This is a genomic window from Pedobacter sp. Leaf170 (assembly GCF_920984665.1).
In the GTDB taxonomy this organism is placed as follows: Bacteria; Bacteroidota; Bacteroidia; order Sphingobacteriales; family Sphingobacteriaceae; genus Pedobacter.
Map to the genome: position 1 here is coordinate 202,776 of NZ_CAKLBP010000005.1, position 18,381 is coordinate 221,156.

14 protein-coding genes are annotated in these 18,381 nt (G+C 36.7%); 11 read left to right on the top strand and 3 right to left on the bottom strand.

What is annotated here, in order from left to right; all coding sequences use genetic code 11:
* The first annotated feature begins 4 nt into the window (after window positions 1-4).
* From LUA90_RS13510 to LUA90_RS13550, 9 genes are all read left to right on the top strand, one after another.
* Window positions 5-2,200, top strand: coding sequence for a GH92 family glycosyl hydrolase (locus LUA90_RS13510; RefSeq protein ID WP_231464594.1), 2,196 nt, complete (start codon window positions 5-7; stop codon window positions 2,198-2,200).
* A 12-nt stretch (window positions 2,201-2,212) separates the two neighbouring features.
* A complete protein-coding gene (locus LUA90_RS13515; protein ID WP_231464596.1) occupies window positions 2,213-3,604 on the top strand; it encodes an alpha-L-fucosidase in 1,392 nt (463 codons plus the stop codon).
* Between the two features lie 26 nt (window positions 3,605-3,630).
* Window positions 3,631-5,916 (top strand): GH92 family glycosyl hydrolase, encoded by a 2,286-nt coding sequence (locus LUA90_RS13520; RefSeq protein WP_231491248.1) that lies wholly within the window; start codon window positions 3,631-3,633, stop codon window positions 5,914-5,916.
* A 97-nt stretch (window positions 5,917-6,013) separates the two neighbouring features.
* Window positions 6,014-7,435 carry a DUF1080 domain-containing protein gene (locus LUA90_RS13525; protein ID WP_231464602.1) on the top strand — a complete coding sequence of 474 codons (1,422 nt, stop codon included), beginning with the start codon at window positions 6,014-6,016 and terminating at the stop codon, window positions 7,433-7,435.
* Window positions 7,436-7,446: 11 nt separating this feature from the next.
* Window positions 7,447-9,420 carry a hypothetical protein gene (locus LUA90_RS13530; protein WP_231464605.1) on the top strand — a complete coding sequence of 658 codons (1,974 nt, stop codon included), beginning with the start codon at window positions 7,447-7,449 and terminating at the stop codon, window positions 9,418-9,420.
* A 325-nt stretch (window positions 9,421-9,745) separates the two neighbouring features.
* Entirely contained in the window at window positions 9,746-10,435 is a 690-nt protein-coding gene (gene rpiA / locus LUA90_RS13535) for a ribose-5-phosphate isomerase RpiA (protein ID WP_231464608.1), read from the top strand.
* Between the two features lie 154 nt (window positions 10,436-10,589).
* Complete coding sequence (locus LUA90_RS13540; protein ID WP_231491249.1) at window positions 10,590-10,973, top strand: hypothetical protein; 384 nt, start codon at window positions 10,590-10,592, stop codon at window positions 10,971-10,973.
* A 340-nt stretch (window positions 10,974-11,313) separates the two neighbouring features.
* Window positions 11,314-12,633, top strand: coding sequence for a DUF3887 domain-containing protein (locus tag LUA90_RS13545; RefSeq protein ID WP_231491250.1), 1,320 nt, complete (start codon window positions 11,314-11,316; stop codon window positions 12,631-12,633).
* Between the two features lie 158 nt (window positions 12,634-12,791).
* Window positions 12,792-13,760 carry a YihY/virulence factor BrkB family protein gene (locus LUA90_RS13550; RefSeq protein ID WP_231491251.1) on the top strand — a complete coding sequence of 323 codons (969 nt, stop codon included), beginning with the start codon at window positions 12,792-12,794 and terminating at the stop codon, window positions 13,758-13,760.
* Window positions 13,761-13,764: 4 nt separating this feature from the next.
* Here the strand turns inward: LUA90_RS13550 and LUA90_RS13555 are convergent, their stop codons facing one another.
* On the bottom strand, window positions 13,765-14,187 hold the full coding sequence (locus LUA90_RS13555) for a secondary thiamine-phosphate synthase enzyme YjbQ (RefSeq protein WP_231464620.1): 423 nt from the start codon (window positions 14,185-14,187) through the stop codon (window positions 13,765-13,767).
* Between the two features lie 2 nt (window positions 14,188-14,189).
* Window positions 14,190-15,512, bottom strand: a complete 1,323-nt coding sequence (locus tag LUA90_RS13560; RefSeq protein WP_231491252.1) for a M23 family metallopeptidase — start codon at window positions 15,510-15,512, stop codon at window positions 14,190-14,192.
* A gap of 215 nt (window positions 15,513-15,727) precedes the next feature.
* Between LUA90_RS13560 and kduI the strand changes: the two genes are divergently transcribed.
* Together kduI and LUA90_RS13570 are read left to right on the top strand one after the other, a co-directional pair.
* Window positions 15,728-16,567, top strand: coding sequence for a 5-dehydro-4-deoxy-D-glucuronate isomerase (kduI, locus tag LUA90_RS13565; RefSeq protein ID WP_231464625.1), 840 nt, complete (start codon window positions 15,728-15,730; stop codon window positions 16,565-16,567).
* A 26-nt stretch (window positions 16,568-16,593) separates the two neighbouring features.
* Complete coding sequence (locus LUA90_RS13570) at window positions 16,594-17,361, top strand: SDR family NAD(P)-dependent oxidoreductase (protein WP_231464627.1); 768 nt, start codon at window positions 16,594-16,596, stop codon at window positions 17,359-17,361.
* Between the two features lie 265 nt (window positions 17,362-17,626).
* On the opposite strand, the gene LUA90_RS13575 is transcribed toward LUA90_RS13570, so the two are convergent.
* On the bottom strand, window positions 17,627-18,256 hold the full coding sequence (locus LUA90_RS13575; RefSeq protein WP_231464629.1) for a carbonic anhydrase: 630 nt from the start codon (window positions 18,254-18,256) through the stop codon (window positions 17,627-17,629).
* Window positions 18,257-18,381 lie beyond the last annotated feature (125 nt).

The window sequence follows — 18,381 nt, forward strand, 5'->3', positions numbered from 1 at the left end:
ATTATTGACCTTTTTTATTGTCGTTTTTTTTGCAGATGTGCAAAATACGATAGCTCAAAAAACAGCCAATAATATTTTTTATGTTGATGCTAAAATTGGTAGTGTTGGTTTAATTTTAGAGCCAACCAGACCAGCCATTCATTTACCAAACAGTATGTTAAGAACCTTCCCGGTTCGTGCTGATCAAATTGATGACCAGATAGCTTATTTTCCGCTAACAATTTCATCACACAGGCAAAACTGGCTTTTCGGCTTGATGCCTTTTACTGGTAAAGTAGATGCGCAAAGCTGGAATCAAAAATTTACTTACGACAACGAAAAAATAACGCCCGATTTTTACAGTGCTGTTTTAGAAGACAACGGAACAACCATAAATTTTGCTCCTTCTGCAAAAGCTGGTTTTTTCAAATTTAATTTTGCCGGTAAAACCGATAATTACCTTCGCCTTAATATTCTGAATTCTGGTGAAATTAATCTCGATGGTAAAACAAAAATTAGTGGTGTAGAGGAATTTCAAGGTATGAAAGCTTATTTCTATGCCGAAACGAATGCACCTGTCGAAATTATTTATCAGGATGGTCAGGCGAAAAAGAGAAGTTTACTGAAAGTGTTGAATGGTGTTCAAAATGTTTCTTTTAAGTATGGTATTTCTTTTATCAGTATAGAGCAGGCAAAAGAAAACTTATCTAAAGAAATTTCTGATTGGGATATTCTTAAACTTCGCTCAAAGGCCACAAACGTTTGGAACAAAGTACTTAACCAAATCAATGTTGATGGTGGTACTGATGCTCAAAAACGTGTTTTCTATACTTCATTATATCGCTCTTACGAAAGAATGGTTGATATTAATGAATACGGAAAATATTATAGCGCTTACGATAAGAAAATACATATATCTGATAAGCCTTTCTTTGTAGATAACTGGCTTTGGGATACCTATATTGCTTTAGAGCCGCTGCAAACGATTTTAAATCCTAAAATTGAAGGTGAAAAAATTCAATCTTATGTTCAAATGTATGAGCAAAGTGGATGGATGCCTTCTTTTGCATTGGTTTTTGGCGATAATCCTTGCATGACAGGAAACCATGCTGCAGCATGGTTTTTAGATTCTTACAATAAGGGTGTCAAGAACTTCGATTTAGAAAAAGCTTACGAAGGCATCAGAAAGAACTCTCTCGAAGCGACATTGCTTCCATGGCGTAATGGTCCGGCAACCTCATTAGATAGTTTTTACAGCCGAAAAGGTTATATGCCTGCGCTTAAAACCGGCGAAAAGGAATTTGTAAAAGAGGTACATGGCTTCGAAAAAAGACAGAGTGTTTCGGTAACCTTAGAAAATAGTTTTGATGACTGGTGTATAGCGCAGTTTGCAAAAGATATGGGTAAAACCAACGACTATAAATTATTTTTAAAAAGGGCCGAAAACTATAAAAATGTTTACAGGGCAGATAAAGGTTTTGTTTGGCCAAAGGATGCCGATGGTAATTGGATAGAACCATTTGATCCTAAATTTTCTGGTGGACAAGGCGGAAGAGAGTATTTTACAGAAAATAATGCTTACACATATAATTGGGATGTTAAACATGATTTAAGTGGCCTATTTACCTTAATGGGTGGCCCTGCTAAAGCAGAGCAGAAACTAGATGATTTGTTTAGAGCAAGTTTAGGTCGTAGTAAATACAATTTATGGTTTACTTTTCCTGATGCTACGGGTTTAGTTGGCCAGTTTGTAATGGGTAACGAGCCAAGCTTCCACATTCCTTACATCTACAATTACACTGGTTCGCCTTGGAAAACCCAAAAAAGAATCAGAATGCTTATGGATACCTGGTATACCGATAATTTATTCGGCATTCCGGGCGATGAAGATGGTGGTGGCATGACGGCTTTTGTTGTATTTTCTATGATGGGATTTTTTCCGGTTACGCCTGGAGTTCCGGTATATAGTATTGGTAGCCCTGTTTTTAATAACATCACCATTAAGTTGGATAATGGTAAAACTTTTACGCTAAATGCTAAAAATAATTCGGCGGAGAACAAATACATTCAAAGCGCTACATTAAATGGTAAAGCTTTAAACCGGTCGTGGTTTACACATGATGAATTAGCAACTGGCGGAACGCTAAGTTTGGTAATGGGAAATATGCCAAACAAAACATGGGGAACTAAGGATTTGCCTCAATCATCATTAAAATTATAATTTTTACGATCCATGAAATACCAATATAAAGGCTTCCTGTTAATCATTATTGCCCTGCTTAGCTTTAATATATCAAACGCTCAGGATGTTAATCTGATTAAACGTCAGCAAGATTTTGTCGATTTGCGCTTTGGTATGTTCATCCATTACAATATTCCAACTTATATGGATCAGGATTGGGCAGATCCCGAGGCATCACCTTCTATTTTCAATCCTAAAAAATTAAATTCCGACCAATGGGCAAAAGCAGCAAAATCTGCCAATATGAGCTATGGCTGTTTAACAACCAAACACCATAGTGGTTTTGCTATTTGGGACACCAAAACAACTGATTACAGCGTAATGAGCAGCCCATACAAAAAGGATGTTGTAAAATCTTATACAGAATCTTTCCGCAAAGCGGGATTAAAAGTAATGCTCTATTATTCTATTTTAGATACACATCATAAAATCAGACCAGGGCTAATTACACCTGAAAAGATTGATTTTATCAAAGCTCAGATCCGCGAACTGCTCACAAATTATGGTAAAATAGATGCTTTAATAATTGATGGCTGGGATGCACCTTGGTCTAGAATATCTTATGATGATATACCTTTCGAAGAAATTTACACTTTAATTAAATCTATCCAGCCAGAATGTTTAGTTATGGATTTAAACGCTGCAAAATATCCGGCAGAAGCCTTATACTACACAGACATTAAATCTTATGAACAAGGCGCTGGTCAGCATATTCAAAAAGAAAGCAATAAGCTGCCTGCATTGTCTTGCCTGCCAATAAATACAGCATGGTTCTGGAAAACAGATTTCCCGAAGGTTGGTACTAAAACTGCTGATGTTTTGGTAGAAAATATGATAAAGCCATTAAACGCTGCATATTGCAATTTTATACTTAATGTGGCGCCAAATCGTGATGGTTTGATTGATGATAATGCTTTATCAACATTAAAGGAAATTGGAAGCAAGTGGAAAAACGAAGGGCCTTTACCTCCGCTTCCAAAAAACGAATATCCAATAATTTCATCCAATTTAGCTAAAAAGCAAGCATCAAACTCCAGCTGGAGCGATGACATGAATATTATGGATTTCGCCAACGATGATAGCTTCTCTACCACGTGGGTGTCTAACCCAACGGTAAAAGCTCCATGGTATGAAATTACCTTTGATAGAGATAAATCTTTTAATACCATCGTAATCGCCGAGAAAAAACCCAATATAAAAGCATATAGATTAGAGTATAATGAAAACGGTATCTGGAAACTTTTGCTTTCAGGCTCAGATGTTTCAAGAATAAAAATTCATCGCTTTAATAGGGTTTGGGGTAAAAAAGTTAGAATGCTGATTGATAAATTTGATAAGCAAGTAGAACTTGCAGAGTTTCAGGTTTACAACGAAAGAAGATAAGAAAACACATAAACTGAATAATAAAAATGAAAAAATTATTTATCGCCTTATTAAGCTTTGCAGCTACTGGAAGTTTCGCACAGCAGGTAGGCAAAATTAGCGATCCGGTTGAGTGGATAAACCCATTGATGGGTTCTCAATCTAAACCTAGTTTATCAAATGGTAATACGTATCCTGCGGTAGGTGTGCCTTGGGGCATGAATATGTGGACACCACAAACCGGTAAAATGGGCGATGGTTGGGCATATACCTATGATGCAGATAAAATTCGCGGATTTAAACAAACACATCAGCCTTCTCCATGGATGAATGATTACGGTGCTTTTTCAATTATGCCTGTTACAGGAAAATTAAAATTTAGCGATGATGAACGTGCAAGTTGGTTTAGCCATAAAGCGGAGGTTGCAAAACCATACTACTATAGCGTTTATTTAGCAGATGCTGATGTTACCACCGAAATTACACCTACAGAAAGAGCAGCTCAATTCAGATTTACTTTCCCTAAAACGGATAGTTCTTTTGTAGTAGTTGATGCGCAAAACAAAGGTTCTTACATCAAAATTTTTCCTAAAGAGCGTAAAATTATCGGTTATACAAGCAAGTATGCCCGTGGTCCGCTGCCTAAAAACTTTAAAAACTATTTTGTAATTTATTTTGATAAAGATTTCAGCATAGCTAAAACCTGGAGTGGGAAGCAATTAAATAACGATTTGGAGCTAACAAGCGACCATACTGGCGCTGTTATAGGTTTTAAAACAGCTAAAGGCGAAAAAGTTAATGCGAAAACAGCATCTTCTTTCATCAGCTTTGAGCAGGCAGAACTTAACCTTAAAAGAGAGCTAGCCAGCGATAATTTCGATGCAACGAAAAATAAAGCCAAAGCAACCTGGAATAAAACCTTAAGTAAAATTGCAGTTGAAGGTGGAACTATCGACCAAATGCGTACTTTTTACTCGTGTTTGTATCGTACGCTATTCTTCCCGAATAAATTATATGAATTGGATGCTCAAAACAAAATTGTACACTGGAGCCCATACACAGGTGAAACCAAACCAGGCTACATGTTCGCTGGAACAGGCTTTTGGGATACTTTCAGAGCTTTATATCCATTCCTAAATCTTGTTTATCCATCAATAAATAAAGAAATGCAGGAAGGTTTGATAAACGATTACAAAGAAGGTGGCTGGTTGCCGGAATGGAGCAGTCCTGGTTACGCAAATATCATGGTAGGTAATAATTCTGCTTCTGTGGTGTCTGATGCTTATATAAAAGGTTTACGTGGTTACGATATCCAAACGTTATGGGAAGCTGTAAAACATGGTGCTAATAACGAAGGCCCAATGGAAGCAGTTGGCCGTGATGGGGTTAAATATTATAACGAATTAGGCTACGTTCCATTTGATGTGAAGAAGAATGAAAATGCTGCCAAAACTTTAGAATATTCTTATGATGATTTTACAATCTATCAATTAGGCAGAGCTTTAAATAAACCTGCATCGGAGATTGAAATCTATAAGAAAAGAGCAATGAATTACAAAAATCTTTTCGATCCGGCTTCCGGTTTAATGCGTGGAAAAAATCAGGATGGTACTTTTCAAACACCATTTAGCCCGTTTAAATGGGGTGGTGCTTTTACCGAAGGTAACAGCTGGCATTATACCTGGTCTGTTTTTCAAGATATTGATGGTTTAGCAAAGCTGATGGGTGGGCATGATAAGTTTGTAACAAAATTAGATTCTGTTTTCTCTATGCCGCCGGTTTTTGATGAAAGTGCTTACGGCGGTGTAATACACGAAATCCGTGAAATGCAAATTGCAAATATGGGCCAATATGCACATGGTAATCAGCCAATTCAACACATGATTTACCTTTACAACTATGGTGGCGCACCTTATAAAACACAATATTGGGTTCGCGAAACAATGGATAGAATGTATAAAGCTACACCAGATGGTTATTGTGGCGATGAAGACAACGGCCAAACATCTGCCTGGTATGTATTCTCTGCAATGGGTTTTTATCCGGTAACACCGGCAACAGATCAGTATGTTTTAGGAGCACCTTTATTTAAAAAGATAACTTTAACATTAGAGAACGGAAAAACTGTTGTTATAAATGCACCGGCAAATAGTGCCGATAACCGTTATGTACAATCTTTACAGATGAATGGTAAACCATATTCTAAGAACTGGATTAGCCATAGCGGACTACAGAATGGAGCAGTGTTAAATTTTGGTATGTCTGCAACGCCAAACAAAACCAGAGGTTCAAATCCTGTAGATTTTCCTTATTCATTATCAACAGAAAAATAATAAAAAGTGGTTAATAAACTAGTGATATAAAACCTAACTAGTTTCTAAATTGCGATAAATTAAAATTTAACTAATAATTAACTAATAAACACACATTATGAAGATTAGCGTCTTAAAAGCAGGATCGACAGCATTATTTTTGCTGGTTGGTACATGCCTGGCGTTTGGCCAGCAGCCAAATATTCCGCTTACAGATCTTTCAGCATTTAAAGAACCGGGTAACTCCTGGTCTCTGGTTAGTGATGTAACTGTAGACATGAATGTTGAAAATGCCATAAAAGGTACAAAAGGTACTGGCATATTATTAAATACATCATTGCCAAAAAAGCCTGGTTTCGATTTAAAAACCATTAAGGAATATGGCAGTATGATTTTGGAATTAGATTATCTATTGGCTAAAGGTGCTAATTCTGGCATTTATATTCAAGATAATTATGAGATACAATTAGAAGATTCGTGGACAGTTAAAAATCCACTTTCATCAAATAACGGTGGTCTTTATGAGCGTTGGGATAATGATAAGCCAGAAGGTGAAAAGGGTTTCGGAGGTATTGCACCACGCCAAAATGCAAGTAAAGCACCAGGTTTGTGGCAACATATAAAAATCGTTTTTCAGGCACCAAAATTTGATGCAGCTGGAAAGAAAACTGAAAATGCAAGGTTATTAAGTGTTGATTTAAACGGAGTAACCATTCATGAAAATGTTGAACTTAATGGCGCAACAAGAGGCGGTTTTGGTACAGAAAGAACAATGGGACCAATTCGTTTTCAAGGCGACCATGGTTCTGTAGCTTTCCGTAATATTACAGTTTCAGATTTGCCAGCTATGGCTACACAAAATGCTCGCCGTGGTGGCGGTGGTGGCGACCCGATTTATGTTGATGCGCCAACAAATACAATGATTCGTAGTTTTGTTGATGTATTACCGGGTGTTCGTTCGGTACATGCAATTTCAGTTGGTGGCCCACAACAAACAGCTTACAGCTACGATTTGGATAATGGAACATTGTTGCATGGATGGCATGGTGGTTTCTTAGATGCAACCCCAATGTGGGATGGTCGTGGAAATGGAACCTCTCGTCCTTTAGGCAGCGTAACGCGTTTTACATCAAAACCAGTTTTGGCCATTTCAAAATTAGCAACACCAGAAAGCGCCTGGACAACCGATACCGCAGGTACCGGATTTCGTACTAAAGGTTATGTTATGGATAATCAGGAACGCCCTGAATTTAAGTACAATATATACGAAAATAAAGTTACAGATGCTATAAAAGTTATGGAAAACGGCCAAGGTTTAAGCCGTGAGGTAACGTTAGAGCAGCCATCAAAAGATCTTTATCTCCTTTTAGGTGAGGTAAAAGATATTAACGAAGTTTCTAAAGGTTTATATCTGGTTGATGATAAAGCTTACTATTTGCAATTTCCAAATGGCGAAAAACCAATTGTTAGAGATGCGAACGGCAAAAAACAACTGATTATTCCTATCGGAAGCAAATTAAATTATTCTATATTATTTTAATCTGAAAAACGATGAGATATACATTTAAAACACTTGCAACATTAGCTTTGGGCTTAAGTTTCTCAACGCTGTTTGCTCAGGAAACACCAAAGGAAGAAGATTTTTTCAGAATAAATAAAGTAAGAGTGCCCGAAGGGCCAATTTTAGAAGTTGGTGGTTTGGTTACTTTGCCAAATGGCGATTTAGGAATTTCTACCCGTAGAGGTGAAGTTTATATTGTTGAAAATCCAACCAGTACGAAACCATATTTCCGCAAATTTGCCAGCGGCTTACACGAAATATTAGGTTTAGCTTACAAAAATGGAGCGCTTTATGTTGCTCAACGTGGCGAATTAACCAAATTGGTTGATAAGAACATGGATGGCAAAGCCGATGTTTACGAAACGGTTTACGCATGGCCTTTAAGTGGTCACTACCACGAATATAGCTTTGGTCCGAAAATAGCTCAGGATGGAACATTTTTAGTTACTGCAAACGTAGCTTTTGGCGATGAAGAATGGTGGAGAGGCGAAAGCCGGGTACCAATGCGTGGTTGGGCAATGAATATTACCGAAGATGGTAAAATGACACCTTATGCAGCGGGCTTCCGTTCGCCGGCAGGTATTGGTATGATAGATAATCAATTCTATTATACTGAAAACCAAGGCGATTGGGTTGGTTCTGGTGGTTTGTGGAAGGTAAATAAAGGCGATTTTATGGGGCATCCTGCAAGTTTAAGATGGGCAGGCAGATCTGATTCACCAGTTAAATTAACTTCAGAATTTTTTTATTCTAGTATTGATGAGCGTAGAATTAAAAATGAGCAAGGACGATACATCAAGCCAGAAAATCGTGTAAATGAAACTTTTAAAACGCTTTTCGATATGAAGAAGGTTTTTCCGGAGTTAAAGTTACCTTCGGTTTGGTTGCCTTACGGAATTTTAGGTATTTCATCGGCTGAGCCAGTAAAAATCCCTGAAAATACTTTCGGACCTTTTGCCGGTCAAATTTTGGTGGGCGATCAAGGCATGAGTATCATCTCGAGAATTTTCCTTGAAACCGTTAAAGGCGAAGAACAAGGTGCTGCTTTCTTATTCAGAAAAGGCTTCCGTTCTGGCGTTTTAAGGTTAGCTTGGGGAACTGATGGTTCATTGTTTGTTGGTGAAACAAATCGTGGATGGGGTTCTGCTGGTGATGCAAACGAAGGCTTAGAGCGTTTGGTTTACAACAATAAAGTGCCTTTCGAAATGAAGGCTGTACGTTCGATGCCCGATGGTTTTGAAGTAGAATTTACTAAACCAGTTGATCGTAAATCAGCAGAAGATTTAGCATCTTATGCAGCAGAAAGCTTTATTTATAAATATCATCCGGTTTATGGTTCGCCTCCGGTAAATACCGAAACATTAAAAATAAACGGCGTTAAGGTATCAGAAGATGGTATGAAAGTTAGATTAATCATTCCAAACCTTCGCCAATATTATATCCATACTTTAACGTTAGATGGTGTTCGTGATAAAGAAGGTTTTTATTCGTTGGTACATCCGGTGGCTTATTATACTTTAAACCAAATTGCTGATGGTGAAAAACTATCAATGACCGGGGTAAGTACAAAAAACTCTGAAAATGGTCCAAAAGCATCGGCTACGCCGGTGAAAAAAGCAGCTAGCCCTAAAGCGGGTACGGGTGCTAAACCAGAAGCTAAAGGTGCAACCAGCACAACACCGTTAACTACGGCTGCGGTAAAGGCGCCAACTTTTAAAGAAGTTGAAGGCTTATTAACCAGAAGAACTTGTACAGCATGCCATAACACAACCAAAAGACAAATCGGTCCGGCGTTTGTGGAAATTGCAAAACGTAAATATTCTCCAGAAAAAATTGTTCAGTTAATTCACAATCCACAACCGCAAAACTGGCCGGGTTACTCAACAGAGATGCCGCCAATGCCTCAGGTTACCAAAGCCGAAGGTTTAAAAATTGCAGCCTGGATTAATTCTTTGGATAAATAAGATAGTTAGTTAAGTTTGGTAAACGGTTGGTGGAAACGCCAGCCGTTTTTTGGTTTAAGAGCTATTAGTAAATTTTAGCTCGTTAAAATTAATGTGTTACCAAAGCCAGCAAATCGATTTTAATTTTTGTAATGGACCGAAAAAAGAAATGGAGATTCCGCTTATGCAGAATCCCCATCATCTAAATTAACGCTCTCATATACATTAACGCTGTAATTAGATTTTATTGCATCAGGTTTTATTTTTTTTTCACATAGTGATGTCGGATAATTCTTCTTTAGCGGTTCTATAGATTTGCATATAATAAATTGATTAATTTTACGACATGAATCCGATTAATAAAGAACTGCAAAACGCCGAAAAACTAGCTGCTGCGATTGAAGCAGTTAAATTTATTAAGGATGGGGACATTGTTGGCTTAGGTACGGGCAGCACTGCAACCTTTGCAATTAACGAGTTGGCTAAGCGGATTAAAGGTGGCTTAAAGATAAAAGCTGCAGCAAGCTCCCTCGCAACAGAAGAGTTGGCGGTTAAAGCTGGTATCGAAATTTTAAAATTGGAAACGCTGGGCGTTATCGATATCAGCATTGATGGTGCAGATGAATTTACAGAATCACTAGATTTAATTAAGGGCGGCGGCGGAGCATTATTTCGCGAAAAGATTATCGCATCTTTAAGTAAAAATGCCATCATTATTACCGATTCATCTAAAAAAGTTGCCAAACTTGGTGCTTTTACCGTTCCTGTTGAAGTAGTTCCTTTAGCCTATAAATATGTTGTAAATAAAATTGAACAAATGGGTGGTAGAGCTTTAATCAGACTAAAAGGAGATAAAAACTTTATTACCGATAACGGGAACTACATAATTGATGCTGATTTCGGCTTGATTAACGAACCTGAAACACTTGCTTTTCAACTAAATCAGATTGACGGTGTATTAGCCCATGGCATATTTATAGGTTTAACGGCTAAAGTGATTATGGCAAAGAGAAACGAAATCATAACCTATTCCTAAATACATTTTCACCGAGGTTTTTCAAATCTAAAACCTTATCAAAAATTTTTACCGACTAATTTATTTCACTCACCGACTATTCCTGTTTACTCGTAGAAAAGCCATTTCTCTGCATCAGTTTTCGAGCTACTTTTGATATATAAAAACAAAGGTCATGGAAAATTTAACCAACAAAAATCACTCAGATAAACAATTAGGATTTGGTGTTTTAATTATCGTAATAGGTGCTGTACTTCTTTTAAGAAATAGCGGCATAGATGTTCCACATTGGGTTTTAAGTTGGCACACCATTATGCTTGGTGCTGGTTTATGGATTGGATACCGCAAAAATTTTCAAGGTAGTGGCTGGTTGGCGTTTACCTTAATCGGAGGTTTCTTTACACTACGTGACATTACTTTTTTCGATTTTGAAATGTCAAAAATTTCAATCGCATTAGTTTTAATTGGTCTTGGGCTGTGGGTTATTTTAAAACCCAAACAATACAAACCTTTAAATAATTTTCAAAATTCTGCAGAGCAGCAAAATTTTAAAAACTAAAATTCTTAACTCCATCATATATAAAAGAAGGAACACCATATAAAAGTGTTCCTTTTTCTTTTTGTAAGAATTTATGGTGATGTGATATTTTGATTTAAAAAAGAAACGGGGATACCACCTAAGCAGTATCCCCGTCATCTAAATTAACGCTCTCGGTAATATAAACGCTCAAATATTTATTTATTGTGTAATAATTAATTTTTTTTAAAAATTATTTTGTAAAGCTGCTGATGGCTAACAAAAAACTAATCAATTAGTTGTTTAATAGTAAAATACACTTCAAATATTATTAACTTAGGCTGTTTAAATTTTAACCAAACAGAACACCCTTATATTATTCATGAAAAAAAGTATTTTATTAATGTTTGTTATGTTGATGTTTACAACTGCATCTTTTTCTCAAAATGTAGTTGCGCTTTTCAACAATGCAAATAATTTCTTTCAATTAATGGAAGAACAAAAGTTTACAGATGCCTATAGTCTTTTTGATGATACGGTAAAAACGAAAATTTCGGAAGAGAATTTAAAAAAACTTTGGACGGATTTGCATACTTCTTTAGGTAAATCAGAATCAATTGATGCAGTTCAAAGTAAAGTTCAAGGTCAGTTTTTTGCTGTAACCGTAGAAGGCAAATTTGAAAGAGGCACGCAAGATTTTATATTGGGTTTTAATAAAGCTCAAAAAATTGTCGGCTTTTTTCTGGTTCCAAAAGTAAATTCTCCTAAATACCTGTCGCCTGCATACGCCGATACTACTTTATATACAGAGAAAACTGCTTATATTACTACTCCCGGGCATCAGCTTGCTGCAGTAATTACTGTTCCAAAAAATGCAAAGAATTTCCCACTTGTTGTATTTGTTCATGGTTCAGGTTCTTATGATATGGATGAAACCGTAGGCCCTAATAAGCCCTTTAAAGATTTGGCAGCCGGTTTTGCAGCGCAAGGAATTGCATCCATCAGATATGTTAAAAGAACATTAATATATGCCAACGAATTTCAGAAAGCTTTTACTGTAAAAGAAGAAGTTTTGGATGATGCAAACCAAGCGTTGTTAATGGCGAAAACTGTTCCTGGTGTAGATTTAAAAGGCATATATTTATTTGGACACAGTTTAGGCGGAATGCTTGCCCCTAGAATTGCTGCTTCTTTTCCAGATTTAAGTGGCGTTATTATGGCTGCTGCACCTGCACGTAAGCTTACCGATTTAATTATCGACCAGAACAAGTATTTGTTTAGTAAAATGAATGATACCACTCAAAAATCAAAAGAACAGTTTGATAAGTTGATTGCAGAGTTTTCTAAAAGTAAAATAACACAGGCCGGCACCATGAAACCCGATTCTGTTATTTTAGGTTTACCTGTTTCTTACTGGGTAGATTTGAATAATTATGACCAGGTTGCAGCGGCAAAAAACATTACCAAACCACGTATTTTAGTATTGCAGGGCGGTAACGATTATCAGGTTACAGAAGAGGATTTTAATCTTTGGAAAACGAATTTGGCAGGAAAACAAAATGTAGAATTTAAGTTTTATCCCGGTATTAATCACTTGTTAAGTCAGCAGCTTGAAAAAGGTACGGGAACACAATACCAAACTTTTTCGAGTGTTTCGGCAACGCTGATTAATGATATTATAGCCTGGATAAAGATTAAGTAAGGTTTTAAGATATTTAAAGTAAATGCTCAATCGGAATAAGATTGAGCATTTTTTTTTAGCAATTATTTTTGAGCGTAATTGCAAATGCCATCTTATCAATTGCAGAAAACAATATCTTAATTTTTCGGGTTGTTAATAAAGATATATTTAGCCGATACATGGAAAAAAAGAAGATAACATTAAAAGGTATTTGGGGCGTACTTAAAGCATCATTCACCGGGTTTGGAGATCATAAGGTTACAAAGTTAAGCGGTTCACTTGCCTACTATACTGTGTTTTCTATGGCACCGCTTTTGGTGGTTATCATTTCACTTTGTGGTATCTTTTTAGGCAGAGAGGCTGCAGAAGGACAAATTTATCGCCAATTGGATGATTTTTTAGGAAAAGATACCGCCTATCAATTGCAGCAAATTGTTAAAACAGCCTACTTAAATGGAAAAAGCACCATTGCATTTACTGTTGGTTTAGCCACTTTATTAGTTGGTGCAACAACGGTTTTTGGCGATATACAGGATTCTATCAATACCATCTGGGGTTTAAAGCCAAAACCTAAAAGAGGCTGGTTGAAATTATTGCAAAATAGATTTTTATCTTTTTCTGTAATTATAAGTCTGGGCTTTGTTTTGTTGGTATCTTTAGCGGTAACATCTGTATTAGATGCTTTTAGTAGTCGTTTACAAGCTCGTTTTGAAGATATTTCTGTTGTTGTATTTTACATTCTTAATCAGATAATTACACTTTCCGTTATTTCATTAATCTTTGGAGTAATTTTTAAAGTGCTTCCTGATGCTGTAATTAAATGGCGTGATGTTATTTTAGGGTCTATTGTTACTGCAATACTGTTTATGATAGGTAAATTTGCCATTTCAGTTTATATAGGTAAAAGTAATGTTGGCAGTACTTACGGTGCTGCAGGCTCATTAGTTATTCTCCTGTTATGGACATACTATTCGTCCATCATTTTATACTTTGGTGCTGAGTTTACCAAAGCCTATGCTATTGCTTATGGTTCAGAAATTCATCCATCGCATTATGCAGTAACTACTAAAGAAATTGAGGTAGAAACCGAAGGTAATTCAATTCAGGATAATCATCCGGAATTGAAAAAACAGATTACAGAAGAATAAGGATTTATTCGCCCCAGGCAGTAATTATCAATTTTCTGGCACCACCATAATTTCTGTGTTCACCAAGATATATCCCTTGCCATGTACCAAGGGCAAGCCTTCCGTTTCTAATTGGAATGGTTACTGATGTGCCCAGCATAGCCGCTTTTAAGTGTGCAGGCATATCGTCAGAACCTTCGTAATCATGCTTGTAGTTTGGATCGTTTTCTGGAGCAGTTTTATTAAAGAACATCTCAAAATCTACTCTAACAGTTGGATCTGCATTTTCATTTATCGTTAACGATGCAGAGGTATGTTGGATAAAAACCTGACAGATTCCTATATTGATTTGATTGATTTGAGCTAAGGCCGCAACCACTTCTTCGGTTATGATGTGAAAACCACGTCTCCTTTCTCTTAATGTTAATGCCTCCTGAAAAATTTTCATCTTTATTTTTTTATCCAACCAATTTGTTCATCATCATGGCTTATTAAATGATAGTTTTCAAAGTTACCTAATACATTAACAAGCGTAGATTCTTTTAAAATTAATTTTACAAGTGCCGAGCTATCTGGCTTATCGTAAACTGTAGTTTGAAAAGCTTTTAATTTTATTTTCAGTAAAGGCTTTTCAACTTTAGCAATAGCATTATACTCAATAAATCCCGTACCGCCATCTGCCAGTTCTGCTTTTACCCATTTAGCGTTTGCCGCACTAACTGTTAAAATTGTACCACTTTGCAGTTTTGCGTAGCTTTCGTCTTTTTTTTCTGTTGAATGATGCAAGAATACATTTTGGGCTGTTCTAAAGGTTTTATTGAGATTTACGAGCGGGCTGGCAATATTATCAGGTTGCTGAATATACGGGTTAATAAATGGTAAAGGATTTATCGCGCCACCGCGTGTGTAAAACCCAAAATGCAGGTGAGGCGCTGTAGTTTTTGCATTTCCGGTATTGCCCATTAACCCTAAAGTATCGCCCTTTTTTACTTGTTGTCCTGCATTTACGAGTTGCTCATCAAGATGGGCGTAATATAAAGTGTAATCTTTATTTGCGGGCCTGAACCAAACCACCCTGCCACCTAAATTATTTTCATTTACACGTTCAACCGTTCCATCATTAGTAGCAATAACCGGGCTTCTAAACTTCCCGAAAATATCTACACCTTCATGTTTTCTGGTATTTGCATCTCTACCATCGCCAAAAAAACTTTTTACACTATTTAATCCGCTATGCGTTGGGAAACCTTGCGATGGTCCGGAAGTTATCTCCAAACGGTATTCTACACTTTGCAGCAGCTCTGGCTGTAATCGGATTAAGAAAGTTCCTTCATCTTCAACATCAAACAAAATATTGCTATTTAGCGTATCTGCAGAAGCCACCAACTTCATATTTTCTGTATTCATCTGCCATACATCTAAATAAATTGATGCGCCTGTAGCGGGTTTTTTAATAATTGATATGGTTAATTTCTGTCCTTTAAGGGCTTTAAATTTATAGGCTGCGGCATTTGCCTTTTCTGCAGAAAAATATCCTGCCTCTTTAAAAGGGATGGTAATGTTTAATGCTTTATCTAAACTTAAAGTTGCGGAGGTAAGCCACAAAGCACCCATGGCAGTCTTATCTAAGCCTGCAGAAATTAATTTTCGCTGGTATTGCTCGTGTGCTGAGGCAGGTTTGAAAATGCTAACGGAGCCAGATTTACATGCGTTTAAAAAGCTCGCTAAACAAAAGCTGCAAATAAGTATGGTTAAACGTAAAGGATGATTCATGTTGGGTGTTTAAAAAGATAACAACGCTAAGCAGGTAGGGTTTGCTTTACACCATATTATAATGAAAAATGTGCTACGAAAAAGATAATCGTTATGGCGACAGTAATTTTTTTCCAATAATTTTACGATTAATTCCATTAATCCCTTTGGGTTAAATATATTTGTGGAGGTAGGGCAATAAGCCTATTAGCTAATCAAATTATAAAATCGATAAAATGAATAAATTCGAAAGCCGTTACGCTCAGAGTCCAAATGAAGTTAAACAAATGGATACTATCGCTTTGCGGGAAAATTTTTTAATTGAAAATGTTTTTGAGCCAAACCAGGTAAATCTTACTTTATCTCATTTCGACCGATATATTGTTGGTGGCGCAATGCCTGTTGATAAAACAATAGATTTACCAAATCCAGACGATTTAAAAGCGAATTATTTTTTAGAACGTAGAGAAATTGGTATGATAAACGTTGGTGGAAAGGCTATCGTAACAGCCGATGGTGTACAGTTTGAATTAGCATACAAGGAAGCACTATACATTAGTAAAGGCACAAAAGAAGTTAGTTTTGCATCAGCAAATGCTGCAGAGCCAGCCAAATTATACATCAATTCTGCACCGGCACATCATGCTTATCCAACAAAAAAAATAAGCAAAGCTGATGCTGAAATTGTAGAATTAGGTACGCCTGAAACTGCAAATCACAGAATTATAAATAAACTTTTGGTAAATAGTGTATTGCAAACTTGCCAATTGCAAATGGGTATGACCGAGCTGAAATCGGGCAGTGTATGGAACACAATGCCTGCACATACACACGATAGAAGGATGGAAGCTTATTTCTATTTTGAAGTACCACAAGGGCAAAGTGTTTGTCATTTTATGGGGCAGCCACAAGAAACACGTCATATCTGGATGCAAAACGACCAGGCTGTAATTTCTCCAAATTGGTCTATTCACTCTGGTGCAGGAACCAGCAACTATACTTTTATTTGGGGCATGGCTGGCGAAAATTTAGATTACGGCGATATGGACCATTGTGCAATAAACGATTTAAAATAATTCGAAACGCTAAAAAATAAATAAAAATGGTATCAAACCTATTTAATTTAACAGGTAAAACTGCACTGGTAACAGGCTGCAAACGCGGTATTGGAAAAGCCATGGCGCTGGCCTTGGCCGAAGCTGGAGCAGATATTATTGGCGTTTCTGCTAATCTTGAAAATTCTGGAAGCGCTATTGAACGAGAAGTTACGGCCTTAGGCAGAAAATTTTTTGCTTACCAATGTGATTTCAGTAAAAGAGAAGCTACTTTAAGTTTTGCTGCAAAAGTTAAGTCAGAACATCCAGTTATCGATATTTTAGTCAATAATGCGGGTACAATATTACGTAAACCAATTGCCGAACATCCGGATGAATATTGGGATGAAGTAATTGCTGTAAACCAAACTGCACCATTTATTTTAACAAGAGAAATTGGTCGGGATATGGTTGCACGTGGTAGCGGTAAAGTAATTTTTACTGCATCATTATTATCTTTTCAAGGTGGCATTACCGTTCCGGGCTATGCAGCAAGTAAAGGCGCAATCGCATCTTTAACCAAAGCATTTTCTAATGAATGGGCAAATAAAGGGGTAAATGTAAATGCTATTGCACCAGGTTATATAGCAACAGATAATACATCAGCTTTAAGAGAAGATGAAGATAGAAGCACGTCTATTCTATCCCGAATCCCAGCTGCAAGATGGGGAACACCAGACGATTTTAAAGGCCCAACCTTGTTCCTTGCATCAAATGCAAGTGATTATGTTCATGGGACTATCTTGACGGTTGATGGCGGCTGGATGGGTAGATAGTATTGAGATTTGGGTATTGGGTACTGCGATTTGGGTATTGAGTATTGAGTATTGCGATTTGGGTATTGAGTATTGAGTATTGAGTATTGCGATTTGGGTATTGCGATTTGGGTATTGAGTATTGAGTATTGCGATTTGAGAATTGAGTATTGAGATTTTAATATTGCGATTTGCTTATTGAGCATAAAAAAGTCCGAAGTTTTTTACACTTCGGACTTTTTTGTATGCTAAATCTTCTGACTTTGGTCTATAGACTTATAAAAACCTATGAATACAAATTGTAAATCTCTTTAATATCCTTCAAAATCGCATCAAAATCAATTTTTAAATCAATTAATCGACCTGTGTGGATATCGAAAACCCAACCTTGTACGGTTAATCCTCTTAACGTTATTGCTTCTTGTACAGCAGCCGTTTTTAGCAAATTAACGCATTGTTCTTGTACATTAAGCTCAACTAATCTGTTGTATCTAACGCCTTCGTCTTCAATTTTATTTAACTCATCCCTGTGGGTACGGTATACATCGCGGATATTACGTAACCAAGGGTTCAAAATACCCATGTCTGCTGGCTGCATTGCCGCTTTTACACCACCACAATTGTAGTGCCCACAAACAACAATGTGTTTCACTTTTAAATGGCGAACAGCATAATTTAATACTGTCATCACGCTCAAATCCACATTATTAACCAAGTTGGCAATATTTCTATGGATGAAGGCTTGACCAGGCTGTATGCCCATCAAATCTTCTGCGGTAACTCTACTATCAGAGCAGCCGATATATAAAAACTCAGGCGTCTGTCCTTTGGCTAATTCAGTAAAATAATCAGGGTTATTTGCTAATTTACGGCCAATCCACTCTTCGTTATTTTTAAAAACTTCTTCTACTTTCATTCTTCTAATATTTTTTATGATACAATATGTTAGTAAGGATGTTATTTTTTATAAAACTATAAAAAGATTTTTTCTTTTCGGTTAACTCTCCCCACTATATTTTCATTCTATTTTTTTAAACAAGG